The sequence below is a fragment of the Pseudonocardia wallangbongensis genome (assembly GCF_054486945.1).
Genome location: NZ_JBRERS010000027.1, coordinates 1 through 20,851, shown reverse-complemented (window position 1 = coordinate 20,851; position 20,851 = coordinate 1). Strand labels below are relative to the sequence as shown.

Genomic DNA, 20,851 nt, shown 5'->3' with positions numbered 1-20,851 from the left:
TCGCCAGCCGTGTCTCCATCGGGACAACCCTTCCGACCACGGCCGAAAGTCTCGACCGCGACCAGGTCAGCTGTCACCGATGTCCCGAGACATACCTGTCACCGATGTGTCCGGACTTGGCACCGCACCGGAGCGGCCTGAGAACCGCATGCGCTGATCAAGCCCGGGCGGCGCCCCCAATTCGGCAACACCTCTGCCACAGCAATGGCCAACCGAAACCGCGGATAACGCGCATGCCCACCGAGACCGAACCCATCGGCCCCCGGCGGTGCCGCTCGCAACCCGGTAGTCACTTCGGCGGCATCCGGATCGCGCCGTCGAGGCGGATGGTCTCGCCGTTGAGCATCGGGTTGTCGATGATCGCGAGCGCGAGGCGGGCGAACTCGTCGGGCACGCCGAGGCGGCGGGGGTGCGGCACCGCCTGGGCGAGGGAGTCCTTCACGTTCTCCGGTAGCCGGGCGAGGATCGGCGTGTCGAACGTGCCGGGCGCGATCGTGGTGACGCGGATCTGCCGGCTCGCCAGGTCGCGGGCGGCCACGAGCGTGAGCCCGACGATGCCCGCCTTCGCCGATGCGTAGGGCAGCTGCCCGATCTGGCCCTCCCAGGCCGCCACCGACGCGGTGAGCACGCAGACCCCGCGCTCGCTCTCGACCGGGTCGTGCGCGGCCATCCGGGCTGCCGCTTGGCTGAGCACGTTGAACGTGCCGATCAGGTTGATGCGCACGACGGTCTCGTAGAGCTCGAGCGAGCCCGGCTTCCCCTCCCGGTCGACCACGCGCATCGCGCCGCCGCGCCCGGCGCAGTGCACCAGAGTGCGCAGCGGGGCGAGCTCGTCGGCGAGGGCCACGGCCGCGGCGACCGCGTCCGGCTCGGTGACGTCGGCGGCGGCGAACCGGGTCTTCCCGCCGAGCTCGCGGGCGACGTCGGCGCCCTCCGATGCCGGCAGGTCCACGATCACGGTGGGCACGCCGCGCGCGACCAGCCGGCGCGCGGTCGCCAGGCCCAGGCCGGAGGCGCCCCCGGTGACGACCGCCGACCCGCTCGTGACGTCCATGCGTCCGCTCCCTCCCCGGTCCTCCAGTGGTTGACACCATAACCATGCGCACCAATAACATGGAAACTGTGACCTTCGAGCTGCCCGACCGGCACCAGGAGCTGCGCGAGCGCGCCCGCAAGGTGGCCGACGGGGTGCGCCCGCGGGCCGGTGAGGCCGACGCCGCGAGCGACGTCGACCCGGTGATGCGCGACGCCCTGCGCGCGAGCGGGCTCGCCGGTCTCACCGTCCCGGCCGCGCACGGCGGGGTCGACGAGACGGTCGACCCGCTCGCCGTGATCGTGGTCCGGGAGGTGTTCGGCGGTGTCTCCGCCCACCTCGACTCGCTGTTCGCCATGCAGGGCATCGGCAGCTACGCCCTCTCCGTGGCCGGAAGCGAACGCGCGCAGCGGGAGTGGTTGCCCCGGGTCGTCACCCTCGACGCGATCGCGGCGCTGGGCCTCACCGAGCCCGGCGTCGGGTCCGACCTGAAGGCGATCACGACCGCCGTCCGCGCCGACGGCGGGTCGCTCGTGCTCGACGGGCGCAAGTCGTTCATCACCAACGCGCCCGCCGCCGCGTTCGTCACCGTGCTGGCGAAGGAGGGGGCGGGCCACTCGCTCGTCCTCGTGCCCACCGATGCGCCCGGGGTGTCGGTCGAGTCCGGGCCCGACCTCATCGCCCCGCACGTCATCGGGGACGTGGTGCTCGACGGCGTCCGCGTGCCGGCCGACGCGCGGGTCGGCGAGCCGGGGCAGGCGTTCCCGCTCGTGCTGCAGACCCTGGCGACGTTCCGCGTCTCCGTGGCCGGCTCGGCCGTCGGGCTCGCGCAGGCGGCGCTGGACGAGGCGGTGGCGCACACGACCTCGCGCGAGCAGTTCGGCACCACGCTCGCCCGCCTCGGGCCGCTGCCGCAGATGCTCGGCACCTGCTGGACCGAGATCGAGCAGGCCCGGCTGCTGACCTACGCGGCCGCCACCCGCGCGGGCGCCGACCCCCTCGGAGCGCTGCACTGGTCGTCGATGGCGAAGGTGGCGGCCACCGAGGCGGCCGCCCGCGTCGTCGACCGCTGCGTGCAGATGATGGGCCGCTTCGGGATCGTCACCGGCTCCACCATCGAACGCCTCTACCGCAACGCGCGCCCGATGCGCATCTACGAGGGCGGCAACGAGGTGCTCCTCGGACAGCTCGCCAAGACACTCACCCGACCGACCCGCGAAGGAGACCGATGACGCTGCTCGCCGGGAAGACCGCACTCGTCACCGCGGGCGCCTCTGGAATGGGCCGCGCCTCGGCCGAGCTCTTCGCCCGCGAGGGCGCCCACGTCGTGGTGGTGGACGTGGCGGAGGCGGCGGCGAAGGAGACCGTCGACGGGATCGTCGCCACGGGCGGGTCCGCCACCGCCGCAGTGGTGGACGTCCGCGACCTCGACGCCTTGGCGGCCCTCGCGGCCAAGGTGACGCGCGACCACGGCGCGCTGCACGTGTTGCACAACAACGTCGGCATCCCCGGCGCCGCCACCCTCGACATCACCCCCGAGGAGTGGGACACGGCCCTCGAGATCAACGCCCGGGCGGCCTTCTTCCTGACCGGCTACCTCACCGAAGCGCTCAAGGCCGCGGGCGGAGCCTCGGTGATCTTCACCAGCTCGACGTCGGGCCTCGTGGGCTCGCCGTTCAGCCCGCTCTACTCGTTCACCAAGGGCGGGCTCGTCGCGCTGGTGCGCTCCATGGCGCTCGCGTTCGCCGCCGACGGGGTGCGGGTGAACGCGATCGCACCGGGCACGGTCGAGACGCCGGGGCTCCCCGGGTTCTTCCGGGCCGGCCCGGAGGAGACGGAGCGGCGCAAGGCGGCCTTCGTGGCGACGATCCCGATGGGCCGGGCGGCGCAGCCGGAGGAGATCGCGAACGTGGCGCTGTTCCTCGCCAGCGACCTCTCCAGCTACGTCACCGGCACCACCTTGCCCGTGGACGGCGGGCTGACCGCGAAGTAGCCGGGCCTTCAGACCAGGTCGCTCCGGGACAGCACGCCGACCACCTGCCCGTCCTCGACCACGGGCACCATCCGCAGACCGTGTTCGGCGATGAGGAGCCGGGCGCTGGATATCGGGTCGTCGGGGGAGAGGGTGATGACGTCCTTGGTCATGACCGATCCGACCGTGCGGCCGTTGCTGCGTCCCGAAAGGGGTTCCTTGCCCAGGATGTCGGCCTCGCTGACCAGCCCGACCAGCCGGCGCTGGTCGTCGACCACCGGGAGCGACTTGTGCCGGCGCTCGACGAGACGCTCGGCGACGGCGTCGATCTGCTCGATCGCGCGGGCGGTGACGACGTCCTTGGTCATCGCGTCCCGGACGGGGCTCGAGCCGGTGGGCGGGGTGCCCGGCCGGCGGCCGGCGGGCGGGGCCGCCATGCGGTCGAGGTCGTCGCCCTTGACGCGCTGGACCAGCCGCCCGAGCGGGCCCGGCCGGGACCGGACGCGAAGCAGGTCGCTGCGGGTGACGACACCGACGAGCGTGGACCCGTCGACCACCGGCATGACGCGCAGCTCGCCGTACGAGCGCATGCGGTGGGCCAGCAGGCTGAGGGCGGCGCGTGGCGGGACGGACAGCACGTCGGGGTTCATCACGGCCCCGACCCGGGTGCTGTCGGCGCCGCCGTCCTCGCGGTGGCGCAGCACGTCGATGAGGCTGATCATCCCGACGAGGCGGAACCTCCGGTCGATGACCGGCAGGGCGCTGAACCGCAGCTCCGTCATCTTGTGCACGGCCACGGAGACGGGGTCGTCGGGGCCGACCGTGACGACGCGGGTGGTCATGACATCGCGGGCGCGCAGGGCCATGGAGCGACCGTAGCGGCGAGTGGGTGACGAGGAGGGACGAATGGCGGACTTCGAGGTGGACGGGCGAGCCGCGATCGTGACGGGCGGCGGGTCGGGTATCGGGCGCGCGGTCGCGCACACCCTGGCCCGTGGCGGCGCCGCGGTGCTCGTGGCGGACGTGGTCGCGGACGCCGCGGAGCGGGTCACGACCGAGATCACCGAGGCGGGCGGGACGGCGCGGGCGTTCACCGCGGACGTCACCGACCCGGACGCGGTGGCCGCGATGGTGACCGCCGCGGGCGAGTTCGGCCCGCTGCGCATCGCCGTCAACAACGCCGGGATCGCGGGGGAGGGCCTCCCGATCGCCGAGGTGCCCGTCGACGACTGGCGGCGGGTGATCGAGGTGAACCTCAGCTCCGTCTTCTACTGCATCCGCGCCGAGGTGCCGGCGATGATCGCGGCAGGCGGCGGGTCGATCGTGAACATGGCCTCCGTGCTCGGCGGCGTCGGCTTCGCGAACGCGGCCGCGTACGTGTCGGCGAAGCACGGCGTCGTGGGGCTGACGAGGACGGCGGCGCTGGAGTACGCGGCGTCCGGGGTGCGGGTCAACGCGGTCGGTCCCGGCTTCATCACCACGCCGCTGCTGGAGGGCAACCTCGGGCCCGAGGAGATCGCGTTCCTGGACTCGCAGCACGCCCTCGGGCGCATGGGCGGCCCGGACGAGGTGGCGACGCTGGTCGCCTACCTGGCGGGCGACGCGTCGACGTTCGTCACCGGCAGCTACCACCTGGTGGACGGCGGCTACGCGGCCCGGTGAATCGGCGCCGACGCTCGACCCAAAAACATGCGCATGATGACTAGCGTGATCAGGGTGGGGCTGGCTACGGTCACCGCGGGCGCGACGGGGCGCCGCCGGGACGGAGGTTGATGCCGTGCAGACCGTGGGAGCGCTGCTCTGGGAGCCGGGGACCCGCTCGGGGTGGAGCGTGGAGGAGATCGAGCTCGACCCGCCCGAGGCTAACGAGGTGCTGGTCGAGCTGACCTCCTCGGGTATCTGCCACAGCGACGACCACCTGGACACCGGCGACATCCCGCTGTCGTGGGCGCCGATCCTCGGCGGGCACGAGGGGGCGGGGGTGGTCACCGAGGTCGGGCCGGAGGTGCACGACCTGGCGGAGGGCGACCACGTCGTCCTGTCCTTCCTCCCGTCCTGCGGCAGCTGCCGGATGTGCGTGTCGGGCCGGGCGAACATGTGCGACCTCGGCGCCGGTGTCCTCGCGGGCCGGGCGCCGGACGGCACCCACCGCATCCACGCGCGCGGCAAGGGCGTCGGCGCGATGAGCTACCTCGGCACGTTCGCCCCGTACGTCGTGGCGCCGTCGGCGGCGGTGGTGAAGATCGACCCGGAGATCCCGCTGATGCCGGCGTCGCTCATCGGGTGCGGCGTCCCCACCGGCTGGGGCTCGGCGGTCTACGCCGCCGACATGCAGCTCGGCGACACCGTCGTGGTCTTCGGGACGGGCGGCGTCGGCATGAACGCCGTGCAGGGCGCGGTCCACCGCGGGGCGAAGAACATCGTGGCCGTCGACCCGGGCGCGTTCAAGCGGGAGAAGGCCCTCGAGTTCGGGGCGACGCACGCCGTCGCCACCCACGCCGAGGCGGCCGGCCTCGTCGAGCGGATGACGAACGGGCAGGGCGCCGACCGCGTGATCATCACGGTGGACGTGGCGCGCGGCGAGATCGTGGAGCAGGCCAACCAGCTCACCCGGCGCGGCGGGGTCATCGTGCTCACGGCCGCCGCGCCGGTGCAGCAGCGCGACGTGCAGTTCGACCTGTTCTCGTTCGCGATGTCGGGCAAGCGGCTGCAGGGCTCGCTGTACGGCACGACGCAGTCGCGCAACGACATCCCGCTGCTCGCGGACCTGTACAGACAGGGGCGGCTCAAGCTCGACGAGCTGATCACGAGGACCTACCGGCTCGAGGACATCAACGAGGCGTTCGCCGACCTGCGGGACGGCAGGAACCTCCGCGGCGTCATCGTCTACGGGGGCTGAGCGATGATGCGGTTCCTGCGGGCGACGGCGGCGTTGGTGCTCGCGGCCGGCCTCGCCGCGTGCACCGCGCCCGGCGGTGACACCGGCGCACCGGCGAGCGGTGGCGGTGGTGGCGGGCAGGGCCTGCCGCCCACGATCAAGATCCTGTCCACGCGGGCGCTGACCGGGCCGGTGTCGTTCGCCGGGATCAACGCCCAGAAGGGGATCGACCTGGCGGTCGAGCGGGTCGCGGAGGACGGGCTGCTCGGCGCCAGCACCCTCGAGATCGAGACGAAGGACGTCGCCGCGAGCACCCAGGAGGCGGCGAGCGCCGCGAGCCAGGCCATCGCCGACTCGTCCTACGCCGCGATCCTCGGCCCCGAGGCGAGCGCGCAGGCCGCCGCGGTCTCGCCGGTCGCCCAGAGCTCCGGGATGCCGGTCGTCTACGTGCAGGCGGGCAGCGCGGGTGTCCTCGTCGGTGACTACACGTTCCGGGTGACGCCGCCCGCGGAGTCGTACTTCGGGGTCGTCGGCGACCACCTCTCCCAGGAGGGCGTGACCACCGCATCGGTGCTGTTCAACAGCGGCAACCCGACGCTCGCGGAGCTCGGGCAGACCGTCGTGCCGGACATCGGAGCACAGCACGGCTTCCAGGTCGTCGGGTCCGCGGGGGTGGAGGTCACCGCGCAGGACTTCACCACCGCCGCGTCGCAGATCGCCGGGCAGGCCCCGGACGTCGCGTTCCTGATGCTCACCGGCCCGCAGAGCCCGGTCGCGATCACGCAGCTGCGCCAGGCGGGGTTCACCGGCGAGGTCGTCGGGATGAGCGCGATGGGCGCGGGCAACCTCGCCCCGGCCGGGGAGCAGGCCGCCGGTGCGGTCTGGCCGACCAACTTCACCGCCACCCAGACCGCGCCGAGCTCCCAGGAGTTCGTGCAGGCCTACCGGGCGAAGTACGGCGGCGAGGTGCCGAACAACTACGCGGCCGAGGCCTACGACGCCGTGTGGTTCCTCGCGCGCGGTATCGCGAAGGCGAACAGCACCGATCGTCCGGCCGTGCAGCAGGGCCTCGACGCGGTCGCGCAGGAGGGGTTCGCCGGGGCGCAGGGCGACCTCACGTTCGACGGTCACGACGCGCGGGTGCCCGGCGTGCTCGTGCGCTGGGACGGCGCGGCCGAGGCCGTGCTGGCGGACGGTCCCTCCTGAGATGGCCCAGGACGTGCTGAACGCCCTGACGCTCGGCTCGCTCTACCTGCTGTTCGCGCTGGGGATGAGCCTGGCGTGGGGCACGATCGGGGTGCTGAACTTCGCCCACGGCTCGATCTTCATGTTCGCCGCGTTCGGGGCCCATCTGGCGGTGCAGGTGGTGCCGCTGGCGATGCCGGTGCTGGTCGCGATCGGTGTCGGCGTCGGCGCGGTGCTGTCGCTCGCCGTGCAGGTGCTCGCGTTCGAGCCGATCCAGCGCCGGGCGCGCGACCCGCACACGGCCCAGCTGCAGATCATCGTGTGCGGGATCGGGATCGCCGGCATCCCGCTCGCCATCGCCCAGTACGTGACGCGCAGTGTGCCGTTCGGCTACTCGGCCGGGTCGTTCGAGGTGACCGTGTACGACCTGGGGGCGGTGCGGGTCACCGACGTGCAGGTCGTGATCCTCGTGGCGGCGCTCGGGCTCGCGGTGCTGATCGGGTGGTGGTTGCGGGCGGCGCGGCCGGGGCTCGCGCTGCGCGCGATCGGCGTCGACCCCGAGGTCGCGGCGATGATGGGGATCGACCGCCGCAGGCTCGCGCTGCTGACGATGGCCGTGGCCGGCGGGCTGGCCGGCCTCGCCGGGGTGCTGCTCACCTACCACCTCGGCTCCATCGCGCCCGAGACCGGCGACGCGTTCCTGCTCAAGGCGTTCGCCGCGATCATCCTCGGCGGGGTCGGCAGCATCGCGGGCGTCGCGATCGGGGCGATGGTGCTGGCCGGGGTCGAGACGTTCGTGCTGGTCACGACGTCCGGTCTCTGGGCGCCGGCCATCGCGTTCGGGGTGCTGTTCCTGATGCTGCTGGTCCGGCCCAGGGGTCTGCTGGGCCGACAGGAGGTGCGGCGCACGTGACGGGCTGGTTCGTCTCCCACCTGGTGCTCGTCCAGTCGACCTTGATCAGCCTGCTGCTGGCGCTGTCGATCCAGGTGCCGCTGCGGGCGGGCGTGTTCTCGTTCGCCGGGATCGGCAGCTACGCGATCGGCGCGTACGCGGCCGCGATCATGACGATCCGGCTGCAGGTGGCGCCGGTGTTCGCGATCGGCGTGGGCATCGTGATCGCCGCCGTGGCGGGGTACCTGCTGGCGCTGCTGGTCGCGCGGCTCTCGGGCCTGTACCTGGGCATGGCCACGATCGCGTTCGCGCTGTTCCTGGGTGTGGTGGCGACCAACGGCGGGGAGCTGACCGGTGGGGCCACCGGCCTGTACGGGGCGATCAGCACACTCACGACGGGACACGTCGTCGCGATCACCCTGGCCGTCGTCCTGCTGCTCGCCGTGAGCGAGCGCGGGGCGTTCGGCCGCCGGATCGACGCGGTGCGCGAGGATCCGCAGCTCGCGGTCTCGCTCGGCGTCGACGTGGGCCGGGCCCGCCGGCGGGTGTTCGTCGTGAGCGGCGCGCTCGGTGCGTGCGCCGGTGGGATGAACAGCCTGCTGCGCACCACGGTCTCCCCGGAGACGATCGGGTTCCAGCTCGTGGTCACCGCGCTCACGATGATCATCGTGGGCGGCGCCCTGTCCTGGGCGGGTGCCGCGATCGGGGCAGTGATCTTCACCTGGCTGCCCAGCGTGCTGCAGTTCGTCGGCGACTGGCAGCCGGTCGTCTACGGCGTGCTCGTGGCGCTCGCGGCCGTCTACATGCCGACCGGGCTGCTCGGCGTCGCAAGGTCGGCGTGGCGGCGGGCCCGGCGCCGTCCGCTGCCCGCGGACGATCGCCCCGATGTCGACGATCCGGCGCGCGCGCTGGCGGCGCTGCAGGCGGAGGCGCGCTCGTGACGGCGCCGGTGCTCGCAGCGGGCGATGTCGCCGTCCACTTCGGCGGGATCAGGGCCGTCGACGGGATCGACCTGGCCCTGGCTTCCGGGGAGATCCTCGGGATCCTCGGGCCCAACGGTTCGGGCAAGAGCACCCTGCTGGCCGCCGTCACCCGGCTCGTGCCGCTGACGAGGGGCCGGCTCTGCATCGACGGCACCGACTACACCGGGAGCCCGGCGCACGGGCTGGCCCGGCGGGGCATCGCGCGCACCTTCCAGACGGTTCGGCTGCTGCCCGACCTGACCGTCCTGGAGAACGTCCAGCTCGGCGCGGACCTGCACGTCGGCCGGGCGGCCCGGCTGCGCGAGCTGCTGCGGCGCGGGGCCGTGCCGGAGGTCGCCGAGGCGGTGGAGCGCACCGGGGTCGGTGACCTGCTCGGCCGGCGGCCCGGCGAGCTGTCCTACGGGACGGCGCGGCGGGTGGAGATCGCCCGCGCGCTGGCGGCGCGGCCGCGCGTGCTGCTGCTCGACGAGCCCACGGCCGGGATGAACCAGCCGGAGCGGCGGGAGGTGGCGGGCCTGCTGCGGCAGCTGCGCGACGAGGGCCTCGCGCAGCTGCTCGTGGAGCACGACGTGCAGATGATGGTCGACACCTGCGACCGGCTGCTCGCGATGAACCAGGGCGTGCCCATCGCCGGGGGTGCCGCGGCCGACGTCGTGCGGGATCCCGCCGTCCAGCAGGCATACCTGGGGAAGGCGGTGTCCGGTGCTGACGATCGGTGACCTGCACGTCCGCTACGCCACGGCCGAGGCCGTGCGCGGCGTCGACCTCGCCGCGACCCCCGGCCGGGTCACGCTCGTGCTCGGCGCCAACGGGGCGGGCAAGACCAGCACGCTGCGGGCCGCGGCCGGGCTGGTGCCGGTGCACCGGGGGAGCGTCGTGCTCGACGGCCGGGACGTCACGGGACGCGCGCCGCACGCCGTTGTGCGCGCGGGGATGGTGCTCGTGCCCGAGGGCAGGCGGGTGTTCGCGCCGCTCTCGGTGGAGGAGAACCTGGTGCTGGGCGGCTACACGGTGCCGAAGGCCCGGTCGCGGGAGCTGCTGGAGCGGGTGTTCGCGCTGTTCCCGATCCTGCGGGAGCGCCGCCGGGGTCCGGCGGGCCTGCTGTCCGGCGGCGAGCAGCAGATGCTCGCGTTCGGGCGGGCGCTGATGGCGCAGCCGCGGGTGGTGCTGCTCGACGAGCCGTCGATGGGGTTGGCGCCGGCGATGGTCGAGTCGGTGCTCGGCGCCGTCCGGGAGATGGCCGACTCGGGGATCGCGGTGCTGCTCGTGGAGCAGAACGCCGAGGCGGGCCTCGCGGTGGCCGACGAGGTGGTGGCGATGGCCCGGGGCGAGGTCGTGTTCCGCGGGGCCGCCGACCTGGCGCGCTCGCACACGCCGGTGCTGCGGGTGTTCCTCGGAGAGGCCGCCCTGGTGAAATAACCATAATCATGATTAGATATTCGAGGAGGTGACATGCGGACCTACACGGACTTGGTGCCGACCTTCCCCGACCAGGAGGAGTGGACCCTCGCGACGGTCCTGCGCCATCACGCCGGCCGGCGTCCCGACGCGGTCCTCCTCGATCTGCCCGAAGAGGGCGTCACGTTCACCTTCGCCGAGTCGCTCGCGCAGGCGGAGTCGGTGGCCGACCGGCTCGCCGAGGCCGGCGCGGCCCCCGGCGACCGCGTGCTGGTGATGGCCGCCAACTCCTCGCAGTTCCTGCTCGCCTGGCTCGGCGCCGGGGTCGGCGGCACCGTCGAGGTGCCGATCAACACCGCGTACGAGGGCGTGTTCCTGTCCCACCAGCTGCAGGTCGCGGCGCCGCGCTGGGCGGTGATCGACGACGTGCACGCCGCGAAGTTCCCGGCCGTGGCCGACGCCGCCCGCGTCGTCGAGCGGTTCTGGGTGATCGACACCGGTTCGCGGGAGCATGCCCTCGACGTCCTGCGCAACGCCGGGTGGCGGGCCGACCCGTGGGAGGACCTGGCACGGGGCGCCCGGGCTGGCGCGCGGTTCCCGGACGTGCGGCCGCACGACCTGGCGTCGATCTTCTTCACCTCCGGCACCACCGGCCCGTCCAAGGGCGTGGCGATGCCGCACGGGCAGATGTTCTTCTTCGGCGAGGAGGTGGTGAGCCTGCAGCGGGTCACCGCCGACGACGCCTACTTCACCTGCACGCCGCTCTTCCACGGCAACGCCCAGTTCATGGCGGCCTACCCGGCGCTGATCGCCGGGGCCCGGCTGGTGTGCCGGCCCCGGTTCAGCGCGAGCCGGTGGGCCGAGCAACTGCGCGTCTCCGGTGTCACGGTCACCAACCTCATCGGCGTGATGATGGACTTCATCTGGAAGCAGCCGGCGCGCCCGGACGACGCGGACAACCGGCTGCGGTCGGTGTTCGCCGCCCCGACGGCCAGCTCCATCCTCGCCGGCTTCAAGGAGCGGTTCGGGATCGAGGCGTTCGTCGAGGTCTTCGGGCTCACCGAGACGAGTGCGCCGATCCTGGCCCCGTACGGCGAGGACCGGCCGGCGGGGGCGGCCGGCCTGCAGGCCGCCGACTGGTTCGACGTCCGGCTGGTCGACCCGGAGACCGATCGCGAGGTGCCGGTCGGGGAGATCGGCGAGCTGGTGGTGCGCCCCCGGAACCCGTGGACGTGCTCGCTGGGCTACTACGGGATGCCGGAGAAGACGGCCGAGGCGTGGCGCAACCTGTGGTTCCACACCGGCGACGCGCTGCGCAAGGACGCCGACGGCTGGTTCTACTTCGTCGACCGGTACAAGGACGCGCTGCGCCGCCGCGGGGAGAACATCAGCTCCTACGAGGTCGAGCAGGCCCTGCTCGGGCACGACGCGGTGCTCGAGTGCGCGGTGATCGGTGTGGCCGCCGAGTCGGAGGCGGGGGAGGACGAGGTGATGGCCTACCTCGTCACCGGCCGCGACGTCGACCCGGCCGAGATCTGGGACTGGTGCACCGGGCGGGTGCCCGCCTTCGCGGTGCCCCGGTTCGTCCGCGTCGTCGAGGCGCTTCCCAAGACCCCGTCCGAACGGGTGCAGAAGGCGCAGCTGCGGGAGCTGGGCGTCACCGAGGACACCCACGACCGGCTCAGCAAGGCGGGTGTCTAGTGCCCCACGCCGGAAGTCCGCCGAACAATTCGGCGGCCCAGCTCCACGCTGCGCGCACCGGCCGACGTCCCGAGTACGCCCGGTACGAGGGCCGCCGACCGGCACCCGCAGCGCGAACCTGGATCCACCGACTTACCCAACGGACTTCCGGCGGGGGACACTAGTGGACTACACCGAGGACCCCACCCACCGCGAGATCCGCGAGGCGGTGCGGGCGCTGTGCAAGCGGTTCCCGGACGACTACTGGATGGGGCACGACGACTCCCACGAGTTCCCGTGGGAGTTCTACGGCGCGGTGCGCGACGCGGGCTGGCTCGGGCTCACGATTCCGGAGGAGTACGGCGGTGGCGGGCTCGGCGTCACGGAGGCGGCGATCGTCGAGCGCGAGATCGCGGCGTCCGGCGCGGGCATGGGCGGCTGCAGCGCCGTGCACATCGGGATCTTCGGCTTCCACCCGATCATCGAGCACGGCTCGGAGTCGCTGAAGCGCCGGTTCCTGCCCCCGGCCGTCAGCGGGGAGCTGCACGTCTCGTTCGCGGTGACCGAGCCCGACGCCGGCACCGACACCACCAACATCTCCACGGCGGCCCGCAAGGTCGACGGCGGTTGGGTCGTCACCGGCAAGAAGGTGTGGATCACCAAGGCGCAGGAGGCCCAGCGGATGCTGCTGCTGGCCCGCACCTCGCCGAAGGACCCGGAGCGCAGGTCCCACGGGCTGACGCTGTTCTTCGCCCCCGTCGACCGGGAGAAGGTGCAGGTCCGGGAGATCCCGAAGATGGGCCGCAACGCCGTCGACACCAACGAGCTGTTCATCGACGAGCTCTTCGTGGCCGACGAGGACGTGGTCGGCGAGGTGGACCGCGGCTTCCGCACGATCCTCGGCGGCCTGAACGCCGAGCGCGTGATCAGCGCGAACGCCGCGCTCGGGATCGGCGAGGCCGCGCTGCGCCGCGGTGTCGCGTACGCGAAGCAGCGCGAGGTGTTCGGCCGCCCGATCGGGAGGAACCAGGGCATCGCGTTCCCGCTCGCGGAGGCGCGCATCCGGCTCGACGCGGCGGAGCAGGTGGTGCGGCGGGCGGCGTGGCTGGTCGACCGGGGGCTGCCGTGCGGGCGGGAGGCCAACGCGGCGAAGTACCTGTGCGCGGAGGCCGGGTTCTTCGCCGCGGACGTCGCGCTGCAGACGCACGGCGGGTTCGGGTACGGCAAGGAGTTCCACGTCGAGCGGTACTTCCGGGAGGCGCGCCTGCTGCGGATCGCGCCGATCAGCCAGGAGATGGTGCTCAACTACACGGCGGAGCACGTGCTCGGCCTGCCCCGGAGCTACTGAGATGCGGCCCTACCGCTCGATCCTCTTCGTCCCGGGCCACAAACCCGCCTGGGTCGGCAAGGCGCTCGCCTCCGGCGCCGACTGCGTGGTGCTCGACCTCGAGGACTCCGTGCCCGCCGAGCTGAAAGCCGGCGCGCGGGCCACCGTCGCGGAGTCGATCCGCGCGATCCGGGAGCGCGACGAGCGCGTCGGCGTCTTCGTGCGCGTCAACCCCCTGGACACCCGCACGACCGGCGCCGACCTGGAGGCCGTCGTCGTCCCCGGGCTCACCGGCGTGTTCGCCCCGAAGATCGGCGCCGCCACCGACGTCCTGCGCTACGACGCGCTGCTCGACCACTTCGAGGAGCGCAACGGCGTCACGGGCCTGGAGTACATCGTGCCCGTCGAGATGATCGGCGCGATCCAGGACGCCAGGGCGATCGCCGCGGCCTCGCCCCGGGTGGGCGCGATGATCGGCCCGACCGCCGAGCACGCCGACATCGCCCGCGCCGTCGGCTACCGGTGGACGCCCGGCGGCGAGGAGACGCTCTACCTGCGCAGCCGGATCCTGCTCGCCTGCCGGGAGGCCGGGATCCACCCGCTCACCGGCCTCTGGGAACGCCTGGATGATCTCGCCGGGCTCAAGGCGTTCGCCGAGCACGGCCGCGGACTCGGGTTCCGCGGCATGATCGCGATCCACCCGAGCCACGTCCCGGTCGTCAACGAGGCGTTCTCCCCGACCCCTGCGGACATCGCGTTCCACGAGGGCCTGCTCGCCGCCTACGAGCAGGCCGCGGCCGCCGGCCACGGTGCCGTGCGCTACCGCGGCGTCCACATCGACAAGGCCCACGCCGACACCGCGCGCGACTGGCTCGCGCACGCGCGTTCCATCCCGGGGGGCACGTCATGAGGGGGCTGTACTTCGAGGAGTTCGAGGTCGGGCGGGTCTACCGGCACCCGTTCACCCGGACCGTCACCGAGTCCGACAACGTGCTGTTCACGTCGCTCACGATGAACCCGCAGCCGCTGCACCTCGACCACGAGTTCGCCAAGGGCACCATCCACGGGCGGCCGCTGTTCAACAGCCTCTTCACGCTCGCGCTCGTGGGCGGCTTCCACGTCATGGAGCTGACGTTCGGCACCACGCTGGGCAACCTCGGCTACGACTCGGTGAAGTTCCCGCACCCGGTGTTCCACGGCGACACCCTGCGCGGCGAGACCACGATCGTCGACAAGCGGGAGAGCAGGAGCCGCACCGACAGCGGGATCGTGTGGTTCGAGCACCGCGGCTACAACCAGCAGGACGAGCTGATCATGGTGTGCACCCGGGCCGGGCTGATGGCCAAGCGTCCCGAGAACGGCGGCAGCAACCCGGAGGTGGGGACGGCATGACGACCGACACGGACTTGCAGCACTGGGTGCCGGCGGCCCGCGACCTGACGATCGACGGGCGCGGGGCTCCCGGCGCCGGCCAGGAGATCGAGGCCGTGAACCCGGCCACCGAGCTGGTCACCGCCACGGTCGGGGCGGCGAGCCTCCCGCAGGTGGACGAGGCCGTGGCCGCGGCCCGCCGCGCCTTCCCGGCCTGGGCCGCGGCGGCGCCCGCCGAGCGCAGCGCCGCGTTGCACCGGCTCGCCGACCTCATGGAACGCCATTCCGAGCTCCTCACCGCCGCGATCGTCAACGAGGTGGGCACGCCCATCGCGTTCGCCGAGATCATGCAGGTGAAGCTGGGGATCTCGCACCTGCGCTGGCAGGCCGAGGCGGCGCTGGTCGATCGCACGCTGGACCTGGGGGAGTGGCACGACCCGGTGCCCACCCGCTCCGAGGTGGCCTACCGCCCGGCCGGCGTGGTCGCCTGCATCACCGGCTACAACTACCCGCTCAACCTCGCGATCTTCAAGTTCGGCGCCGCGCTCGCCGCGGGCTGCACCGTCGTGCTGCTGCCCTCGCCGCGCACCCCGCTCACCACGCTGTGGCTCGGCGAGCTGTTCCGCGAGGCCGAGATCCCCGCGGGCGTCATCAACGTCGTGCTCGGCGGCCCGGAGGTCGGCCAGCACCTCACGGGCCACCCGCTGGTGGACCGCGTCTCCTTCACCGGCTCCGACGCCGTCGGCGCGAAGATCATGGAGCAGGCCGCGGCCGGCCTGAAGGGGGTGACGCTGGAGCTGGGCGGCAAGTCGCCCAACATCCTGCTGCCCGGCGTCGACGCCGCCGGCCTGGCCCGCGACATCCACCTGCGCTGGGCCCGCAACGGCGGCCAGGGGTGCGCCGCGCTGGCGCGGCTGCTGGTGCACGAGAGCCTCGTCGACGAGTTCCTCGGCGCCTCCAAGGAGGCGTTCCCGGCCCTCAAGGTCGGCGACCCCTGGGACCGCAGCGTGAACATCGGCCCGATGATCCGCCCCGACCACCGGGCCCGGGTGCAGTCCTACGTCGACGGCGCGCAGGCCGAGGGCGGCGAGATCGTGCTGTCCCTGGACACCCCGGTCCCGGACACCGGCTACTTCGTCAACCCGGTCGTGATCGCCGGCCTGCCGCACTCCGCGCGGGCTGTGCAGGAGGAGATCTTCGGCCCGGTCGGGGTGCTCGTCCCGTTCGCGGACGAGGAGGAGGCGATCCGGCTGGCGAACGACACCGCCTACGGCCTCGCCGCCAACGTCTACACCCCGGACGTCGCGCAGGGCCGGGCGCTCGCGGCCCGCCTGCGCTCCGGCACGGTGTGGGTCAACGGCGGCGGGAACATGCGGCCGGACGCGCCGTTCGGCGGCTTCGGCCGCTCCGGCGTCGGCCGCGAGATCGGGGAGTGGGGCATCCGGGAGTACCTCGAGGTGCAGCACGTGCAGTGGAGGGTGTGAAGTGACCTCACCGCTCCAGGGGATCACGGTGCTCGAGCTGGGCACCATGTACGCCGCGCCCACCGCGGGCCGGATGCTGCGCGACTTCGGCGCGCGGGTGATCAAGGTCGAGGACCCGCGGGTCGGCGACTACGCCCGGCAGTGGACGCCGCAGCACGAAGGCCTGTCGATCGGCTTCGCCCGGCTCAACGCCGGCAAGGAGTCGGTGGGCATCGACCTGCGCCGGGCGGAGGGCCGCGACCTCGTGCGCCGGCTCGCCGCGCGCGTCGACGTCGTGATCGAGTCGTTCCGGCCCGGCCGCCTGGAGGAGTGGGGGCTCGGGTACGACGTCCTGTCCGCCGAGAACCCGGGCCTGGTGCTCACGCGGGTGTCCGGGTTCGGCCAGACCGGCCCGTACCGCGAGCGGCCCGGGTTCGGCACCGTGGCGGAGACCTCGAGCGGGTACGCGTTCGTCAACGGCTGGCCCGACACGCCGCCGACCTCGCCGCCGTTCGGGTTCGCCGACTCGATCGCCGGGCTCGCCGCCGCGTTCGGCACCACCACGAGCCTGCTGCGCCGTACCGCCACCGGGCGCGGCGACGTCGTCGACGTGGCGCTCTACGAGCCGCTGATGTTCATCATGGGCGACGTCATCCTGAACTACTCCGCCACCGGCCACGTCCAGCAGCGCGTGGGCAACGGATCCGGCTCGGCGTCGCCGCGGGGCATCTACCGGGCGGGGGACGGGCACTGGCTCGCGATCGCCGCGTCCAACCAGACGATCGCGATGCGCCTGTTCGGCGCGATGGGCCGCCCCGAGCTCCGCGACGACCCGCGGTTCGCCACCAACCGCGCGCGGATGCGGCACAACGAGGAGCTGCAGGAGCACGTGCGGGCGTGGGTGGCGGCCCGCCCGCGCGCCGAGGTGCTCGCCGACCTCGATGCGCACGAGGTGGTGGCGGCGGCCGTCAACGACGCCGCCGACATCGTGGCCGACCCGCACTTCCGGGAGCGCACCCTCGTCGACCTCGCCGGCACCGTGCTGGGCCCGGCGCTCGTACCCGGGCCCGTCCTGCACCTGGACAGCTACGCCGGCCCGGTCTACGACGGCGTGCCGCAGATCGGCCAGCACACCGCGCCGGTGCTGGGCGAGGTGCTGGGGCTCTCGGGCCCGGAGCTCGCGGCGCTCGACCGAGCCGACGTCGTCCGCTCGAGCCCGGTCCGTGCGGCATGACGGGTGTCGACCTCACCGGCAAGGTCGCCCTCGTCACCGGCGGCAGCCGCGGGCTGGGCCGGGAGATCGCGCTCGGGCTGGCCGGCGCGGGCGCCGACGTCGTGATCGCCAGCCGCAGGATCGCGAGCTGCGAGCAGGCGGCCGCCGAGGTGCGGGAACGGACCGGGCGCCGGGCACTGCCGGTGGCCGCGCACGTGGGCCACTGGGACGCGCTCGACGACCTGGTCGAGCGGGCCTACGGCGTGTTCGGGCACGTCGACGTGCTGGTGAACAACGCCGGGATGTCGCCGCGCTACGACACCGTCGTCGACGTCTCCGAGGAGCTCTTCGACAAGGTGATCGGGGTCAACCTCAAGGGCCCGTTCCGGCTCGCCTCGCTCGTCGGCACCCGGATGGCAGCCGGGGACGGCGGCTCGATCATCAACATCAGCAGCACCGGCGCCGTCCGGCCGCGGGCCGACATCGTGCCGTACGCGGCGGCGAAGGCCGGGCTGAACGCGATGACGGCCGGGCTCGCGCACGCGTTCGGGCCCACGGTCCGGGTGAACGCGATCATGGCCGGCACGTTCCTCACCGACATCAGCACGGCCTGGGACATGGACGCCTTCGCCCGGCGGGCCGCGACCTTCGCGCTGCGTCGCGGCGGGCAGCCGGGCGAGATCGTCGGCGCCGCGCTGTACCTGGCCGGCGACTGGTCCTCGTACACGACCGGCGCCGTCCTGACCGTGGACGGAGGCCAGCCGTGATCATCGATGTCCACTGCCACGCCTGGCCGGACGCGATCGCGGAGAAGGCGCTCGGGCCGCGGGTGCCGCAGCTGCCGCGCGTCGGTGACGGGAAGCTGTCCAGCCTCCGCGGTGTCATCGCCCGCTCCGGCGTGGACCGGGGCGTGCTGCTCGGCATCGCCGACAGCGCGAAGTACGTGGACCGGGTCAACGCGTTCGTGGCGCGCAGCCGCGGCGGCCCCCTGCTCGGCTTCGGCACGGTGCACCCCGACCTGCCCGTCGAGGAGAACCTGGCGAGCCTGCGCCGGCACGGCATCCGCGGCGTGAAGCTGCACTCGCTGTTCCAGGGCTTCGCCTACGACGACCCGCGGGTGTGGGACCTGCTGGAGGCGTTCGGCCCGGAGATCGCCGTGGTCGCGCACGTCGGCGCGGGCGGCGACCGGGAGAGCAACGAGCGCGCGACGCCGGGGATGATCCGCGCGATCGTCCGCCGGTTCCCGGACCTGAGGATGGTGGCCTGCCACTTCGGCGGCTACCACCGCCTGGAGGAGGCCGAGGCCGAGCTGCTCGGCGAGAACGTGTACCTGGAGACGTCGTGGCCGCCGACGATGGCGCAGCTCGCCCCGGAGAAGGTCCGCGAGATCATCGGGAAGCACGGCGCCGACCGGATCGTGTTCGGCTCGGACTGGCCGATGGCCGACCCGGCCGCCGAGATCGCCGCTATCCGCGGCCTCGGCCTGTCCGACGCCGACACCGCGGGGATCCTCGGCGGCAACTTCGCGCGGCTGATGGGGCTCGCCGATGGGTGACGGCGTGCTCGTCGCCCAGCGCGGCGACGCCACCTGGATCACGCTCAACCGGCCGGAGCGGCGCAACGCGTACGACCCCGAGATGGCCGAGGCCGTCGTCGCGGCGCTGGACTCCTCGACCGGCAGCCGGGCGGTCGTGATCACCGGGGCGCCCGGGGCGTTCTGCGCGGGCGGCGCGCTCGGCAACCTCTCCGCGCCGGCCGTGACGTCGATGCGTGGGCTCTACCGCGGGTCGCTGCGCCTGTTCGACGCCGTGCGCAACCACCCGCGGCCGGTGATCGCCGCCGTCAACGGGGCCGCCGCGGGCGGCGGCAACGAGCTGGTCATCGCCTGCGACCTCGCGGTCGCGGCCGAGTCGGCGACGTTCGGGCAGACCGGGCCGCGGGTGGGCAGCGCGCCCGTCACCGGCGCCACCAACGTCCTGGGCGTGCAGATCGGCGAGAAGCGCGCCAAGGAGATGGCGCTGCTGTGCCGCCGCTACAGCGCGGCCCAGGCCCTCGAGCTGGGCCTGGTCAACGCGGTCGTGCCGGACGCCGAGCTGGAGGCCGCCGTCGAGGCGGTGGTCGCCGAGCTCGCCGCGCTCTCGCCGCGGTACCTGGAGATCGCCAAGGTCAGCTCGAACATCTGGTGGAACGCCGCGCGCGACTCGTTCACCACCGGCCTCGGCATGCTCGTGCAGGCCATCGGCAGCCCGGACATGGCCGAGGGCGCGCAGGCCTTCCTGGAGAAGCGCAAGCCCCGGTTCCCCGACCCCGACGCCTGAGGACGAACGCGTGGCACGACTGCAGGGCAAGGTGGCCCTCGTGACCGGCGCGGCCCGCGGCCAGGGCCGCGCGCACGCCCGGGAGGGCGCGGACGTTGTCGACGTCAACCTCACCGGGGTGTGGCGCTCGATGAAGGCGGTGGTGCCCCACATGATCCAGCGGCGGAGCGGGTCGATCGTGCTGACGTCGTCGGTCAACGGGTTCGAGGGCAACCCCGGGGCCGCGCACTACGCGGCCATCAAGCACGCGGTCCTCGGCCTCATGCGCAGCGCGGCCCTGGAGCTGGGGCCGCGCGGCGTGCGCGTCAACGCCGCGTGTCCCGGGCTGATCGACACGCCGATGACCAACTGGCCGGGCATCTACGACAAGCGGCTGCTGCCGCGGCCGGATCGGGCGCGCTTCCCGGGCTTGATCAGCGCATGCGGTTCTCCGGCCGCGCCCGTGCGGCTCCGTGACCGCACTCGTCGATCATGGTCGCCGCGGGATGGATGACGTGTTCCGCGGAACGCGGCCCACTGTCCGGTGGTCCCGTCCCCATACCCATCACGGCTGCGGTGAGAGTCCGGGTGCGTTCCGCGGAACCGACCCCGAGTGGTAACCGGCGCGGCATCGAGCTCCTGCGGCGCGGACAGCTCGAAGGTGGTGCCCCGGGACGGCACCCAGCTCTGGGCGGTCGGTCGGTGCGGCGATGCGGGACCACAGGTTAGTGGCGTGGGCACCCGGCGGGGACGGTCTCGTCCACAGGCGGGCGTGCCCCCACGTCGGGGACGGCCGCCCGCGCAACCCCGGGAGTCGGTGGTGCACCCAACCCGGCCACCGCCCCGATGCACCGGACGGGTCCAACCCGGCTGCCGGCGGCGACCACCCGGGCGGGCGTGGCGAGCATGCCGTCCCGAGGTGACCGGGCGCGCCCACGAGAGACGAACCGCTGCGACACCCGGGGCGGCCGACCCCGTCTGCGGGTTTGGTGTCGTCGGCTGGTTGTCCACACGGACGAGGTAGACATGAGCGGTTTTCGATCTTCTTGAGTTCAGGGCGTGATCGCAACACCGGTGGTTACGGGGCGAGACAGTAGCCGAGGGAGAACTTCGGCGGGGCTGTCCCAGCCGTGTGTCTTGCGTGGTCGGGCGTTGAGTT

At 73.2% G+C, this 20,851-nt stretch carries 21 protein-coding genes; 19 read left to right on the top strand and 2 right to left on the bottom strand.

All coding sequences use genetic code 11. From position 1 onward, the window contains the following. Nucleotides 1-289: 289 nt before the first annotated feature. Nucleotides 290-1,054, bottom strand: a complete 765-nt coding sequence (locus tag ACU436_RS41870; RefSeq protein ID WP_459032749.1) for an SDR family NAD(P)-dependent oxidoreductase — start codon at nucleotides 1,052-1,054, stop codon at nucleotides 290-292. A 68-nt stretch (nucleotides 1,055-1,122) separates the two neighbouring features. Here ACU436_RS41870 and ACU436_RS41865 point away from each other — a divergent pair, with 68 nt between their 5' ends. Both ACU436_RS41865 and ACU436_RS41860 read left to right on the top strand, forming a co-directional pair. After that, nucleotides 1,123-2,265 (top strand): acyl-CoA dehydrogenase family protein, encoded by a 1,143-nt coding sequence (locus ACU436_RS41865; RefSeq protein WP_459032748.1) that lies wholly within the window; start codon nucleotides 1,123-1,125, stop codon nucleotides 2,263-2,265. After that, entirely contained in the window at nucleotides 2,262-3,026 is a 765-nt protein-coding gene (locus ACU436_RS41860) for an SDR family NAD(P)-dependent oxidoreductase (protein WP_459032747.1), read from the top strand. The genes ACU436_RS41865 and ACU436_RS41860 overlap by 4 nt, the downstream gene beginning before the upstream one ends. 8 nt (nucleotides 3,027-3,034) lie before the next feature. Here the strand turns inward: ACU436_RS41860 and ACU436_RS41855 are convergent, their stop codons facing one another. Next, a complete protein-coding gene (locus ACU436_RS41855; protein WP_459032746.1) occupies nucleotides 3,035-3,871 on the bottom strand; it encodes a CBS domain-containing protein in 837 nt (278 codons plus the stop codon). Nucleotides 3,872-3,911: 40 nt separating this feature from the next. Between ACU436_RS41855 and ACU436_RS41850 the strand changes: the two genes are divergently transcribed. From ACU436_RS41850 to ACU436_RS41770, 17 genes are all read left to right on the top strand, one after another. After that, nucleotides 3,912-4,667: an SDR family NAD(P)-dependent oxidoreductase gene (locus ACU436_RS41850; protein ID WP_459032745.1), complete on the top strand. Its 756-nt coding sequence runs from the start codon at nucleotides 3,912-3,914 to the stop codon at nucleotides 4,665-4,667. Nucleotides 4,668-4,782: 115 nt separating this feature from the next. Then, nucleotides 4,783-5,904: an NDMA-dependent alcohol dehydrogenase gene (locus ACU436_RS41845; RefSeq protein WP_459032744.1), complete on the top strand. Its 1,122-nt coding sequence runs from the start codon at nucleotides 4,783-4,785 to the stop codon at nucleotides 5,902-5,904. A gap of 3 nt (nucleotides 5,905-5,907) precedes the next feature. Continuing rightward, nucleotides 5,908-7,089 (top strand): ABC transporter substrate-binding protein, encoded by a 1,182-nt coding sequence (locus ACU436_RS41840; RefSeq protein ID WP_459032743.1) that lies wholly within the window; start codon nucleotides 5,908-5,910, stop codon nucleotides 7,087-7,089. A 1-nt stretch (nucleotide 7,090) separates the two neighbouring features. Continuing rightward, on the top strand, nucleotides 7,091-7,981 hold the full coding sequence (locus ACU436_RS41835) for a branched-chain amino acid ABC transporter permease (protein WP_459032742.1): 891 nt from the start codon (nucleotides 7,091-7,093) through the stop codon (nucleotides 7,979-7,981). Further along, on the top strand, nucleotides 7,978-8,901 hold the full coding sequence (locus ACU436_RS41830) for a branched-chain amino acid ABC transporter permease (protein WP_459032741.1): 924 nt from the start codon (nucleotides 7,978-7,980) through the stop codon (nucleotides 8,899-8,901). Before ACU436_RS41835 ends, ACU436_RS41830 begins: the two co-directional genes overlap by 4 nt. Further along, nucleotides 8,898-9,662: an ABC transporter ATP-binding protein gene (locus ACU436_RS41825; RefSeq protein WP_459032740.1), complete on the top strand. Its 765-nt coding sequence runs from the start codon at nucleotides 8,898-8,900 to the stop codon at nucleotides 9,660-9,662. Before ACU436_RS41830 ends, ACU436_RS41825 begins: the two co-directional genes overlap by 4 nt. Then, entirely contained in the window at nucleotides 9,646-10,362 is a 717-nt protein-coding gene (locus ACU436_RS41820) for an ABC transporter ATP-binding protein (protein WP_459032739.1), read from the top strand. The genes ACU436_RS41825 and ACU436_RS41820 overlap by 17 nt, the downstream gene beginning before the upstream one ends. Nucleotides 10,363-10,395: 33 nt before the next feature. Further along, nucleotides 10,396-12,042 (top strand): AMP-binding protein, encoded by a 1,647-nt coding sequence (locus ACU436_RS41815; protein ID WP_459032738.1) that lies wholly within the window; start codon nucleotides 10,396-10,398, stop codon nucleotides 12,040-12,042. A gap of 163 nt (nucleotides 12,043-12,205) precedes the next feature. Next, nucleotides 12,206-13,369, top strand: a complete 1,164-nt coding sequence (locus ACU436_RS41810; RefSeq protein ID WP_459032737.1) for an acyl-CoA dehydrogenase family protein — start codon at nucleotides 12,206-12,208, stop codon at nucleotides 13,367-13,369. Between the two features lies 1 nt (nucleotide 13,370). Next, on the top strand, nucleotides 13,371-14,258 hold the full coding sequence (locus ACU436_RS41805) for an HpcH/HpaI aldolase/citrate lyase family protein (RefSeq protein ID WP_459032736.1): 888 nt from the start codon (nucleotides 13,371-13,373) through the stop codon (nucleotides 14,256-14,258). Next, nucleotides 14,255-14,740, top strand: a complete 486-nt coding sequence (locus ACU436_RS41800; RefSeq protein WP_459032735.1) for a MaoC family dehydratase — start codon at nucleotides 14,255-14,257, stop codon at nucleotides 14,738-14,740. The genes ACU436_RS41805 and ACU436_RS41800 overlap by 4 nt, the downstream gene beginning before the upstream one ends. Further along, complete coding sequence (locus tag ACU436_RS41795; RefSeq protein WP_459032734.1) at nucleotides 14,737-16,203, top strand: aldehyde dehydrogenase family protein; 1,467 nt, start codon at nucleotides 14,737-14,739, stop codon at nucleotides 16,201-16,203. The genes ACU436_RS41800 and ACU436_RS41795 overlap by 4 nt, the downstream gene beginning before the upstream one ends. Before the next feature lies 1 nt (nucleotide 16,204). Next, on the top strand, nucleotides 16,205-17,416 hold the full coding sequence (locus ACU436_RS41790) for a CaiB/BaiF CoA transferase family protein (protein ID WP_459032733.1): 1,212 nt from the start codon (nucleotides 16,205-16,207) through the stop codon (nucleotides 17,414-17,416). After that, nucleotides 17,413-18,162: an SDR family NAD(P)-dependent oxidoreductase gene (locus ACU436_RS41785; RefSeq protein ID WP_459032732.1), complete on the top strand. Its 750-nt coding sequence runs from the start codon at nucleotides 17,413-17,415 to the stop codon at nucleotides 18,160-18,162. The genes ACU436_RS41790 and ACU436_RS41785 overlap by 4 nt, the downstream gene beginning before the upstream one ends. Continuing rightward, nucleotides 18,159-18,950 carry an amidohydrolase family protein gene (locus tag ACU436_RS41780; protein WP_459032731.1) on the top strand — a complete coding sequence of 264 codons (792 nt, stop codon included), beginning with the start codon at nucleotides 18,159-18,161 and terminating at the stop codon, nucleotides 18,948-18,950. The genes ACU436_RS41785 and ACU436_RS41780 overlap by 4 nt, the downstream gene beginning before the upstream one ends. Next, the gene (locus ACU436_RS41775; protein ID WP_459032730.1) at nucleotides 18,943-19,713 is read left to right on the top strand and encodes an enoyl-CoA hydratase/isomerase family protein; all 771 of its coding nucleotides are present in this window, start codon (nucleotides 18,943-18,945) and stop codon (nucleotides 19,711-19,713) included. The genes ACU436_RS41780 and ACU436_RS41775 overlap by 8 nt, the downstream gene beginning before the upstream one ends. A gap of 10 nt (nucleotides 19,714-19,723) precedes the next feature. Further along, entirely contained in the window at nucleotides 19,724-20,206 is a 483-nt protein-coding gene (locus ACU436_RS41770) for an SDR family NAD(P)-dependent oxidoreductase (protein ID WP_459032729.1), read from the top strand. Nucleotides 20,207-20,851 lie beyond the last annotated feature (645 nt).

Coding starts and splice junctions, on each gene's coding strand:
- ACU436_RS41855 (WP_459032746.1), bottom strand. CDS start 3,871: ATGGCCCTGCGCGCCCGCGATGTCATGACCACCCGCGTCGTCACGGTC.
- ACU436_RS41860 (WP_459032747.1), top strand. CDS start 2,262: ATGACGCTGCTCGCCGGGAAGACCGCACTCGTCACCGCGGGCGCCTCT.
- ACU436_RS41805 (WP_459032736.1), top strand. CDS start 13,371: ATGCGGCCCTACCGCTCGATCCTCTTCGTCCCGGGCCACAAACCCGCC.
- ACU436_RS41795 (WP_459032734.1), top strand. CDS start 14,737: ATGACGACCGACACGGACTTGCAGCACTGGGTGCCGGCGGCCCGCGAC.
- ACU436_RS41840 (WP_459032743.1), top strand. CDS start 5,908: ATGATGCGGTTCCTGCGGGCGACGGCGGCGTTGGTGCTCGCGGCCGGC.
- ACU436_RS41850 (WP_459032745.1), top strand. CDS start 3,912: ATGGCGGACTTCGAGGTGGACGGGCGAGCCGCGATCGTGACGGGCGGC.
- ACU436_RS41800 (WP_459032735.1), top strand. CDS start 14,255: ATGAGGGGGCTGTACTTCGAGGAGTTCGAGGTCGGGCGGGTCTACCGG.
- ACU436_RS41835 (WP_459032742.1), top strand. CDS start 7,091: ATGGCCCAGGACGTGCTGAACGCCCTGACGCTCGGCTCGCTCTACCTG.
- ACU436_RS41870 (WP_459032749.1), bottom strand. CDS start 1,054: ATGGACGTCACGAGCGGGTCGGCGGTCGTCACCGGGGGCGCCTCCGGC.
- ACU436_RS41785 (WP_459032732.1), top strand. CDS start 17,413: ATGACGGGTGTCGACCTCACCGGCAAGGTCGCCCTCGTCACCGGCGGC.
- ACU436_RS41775 (WP_459032730.1), top strand. CDS start 18,943: ATGGGTGACGGCGTGCTCGTCGCCCAGCGCGGCGACGCCACCTGGATC.
- ACU436_RS41815 (WP_459032738.1), top strand. CDS start 10,396: ATGCGGACCTACACGGACTTGGTGCCGACCTTCCCCGACCAGGAGGAG.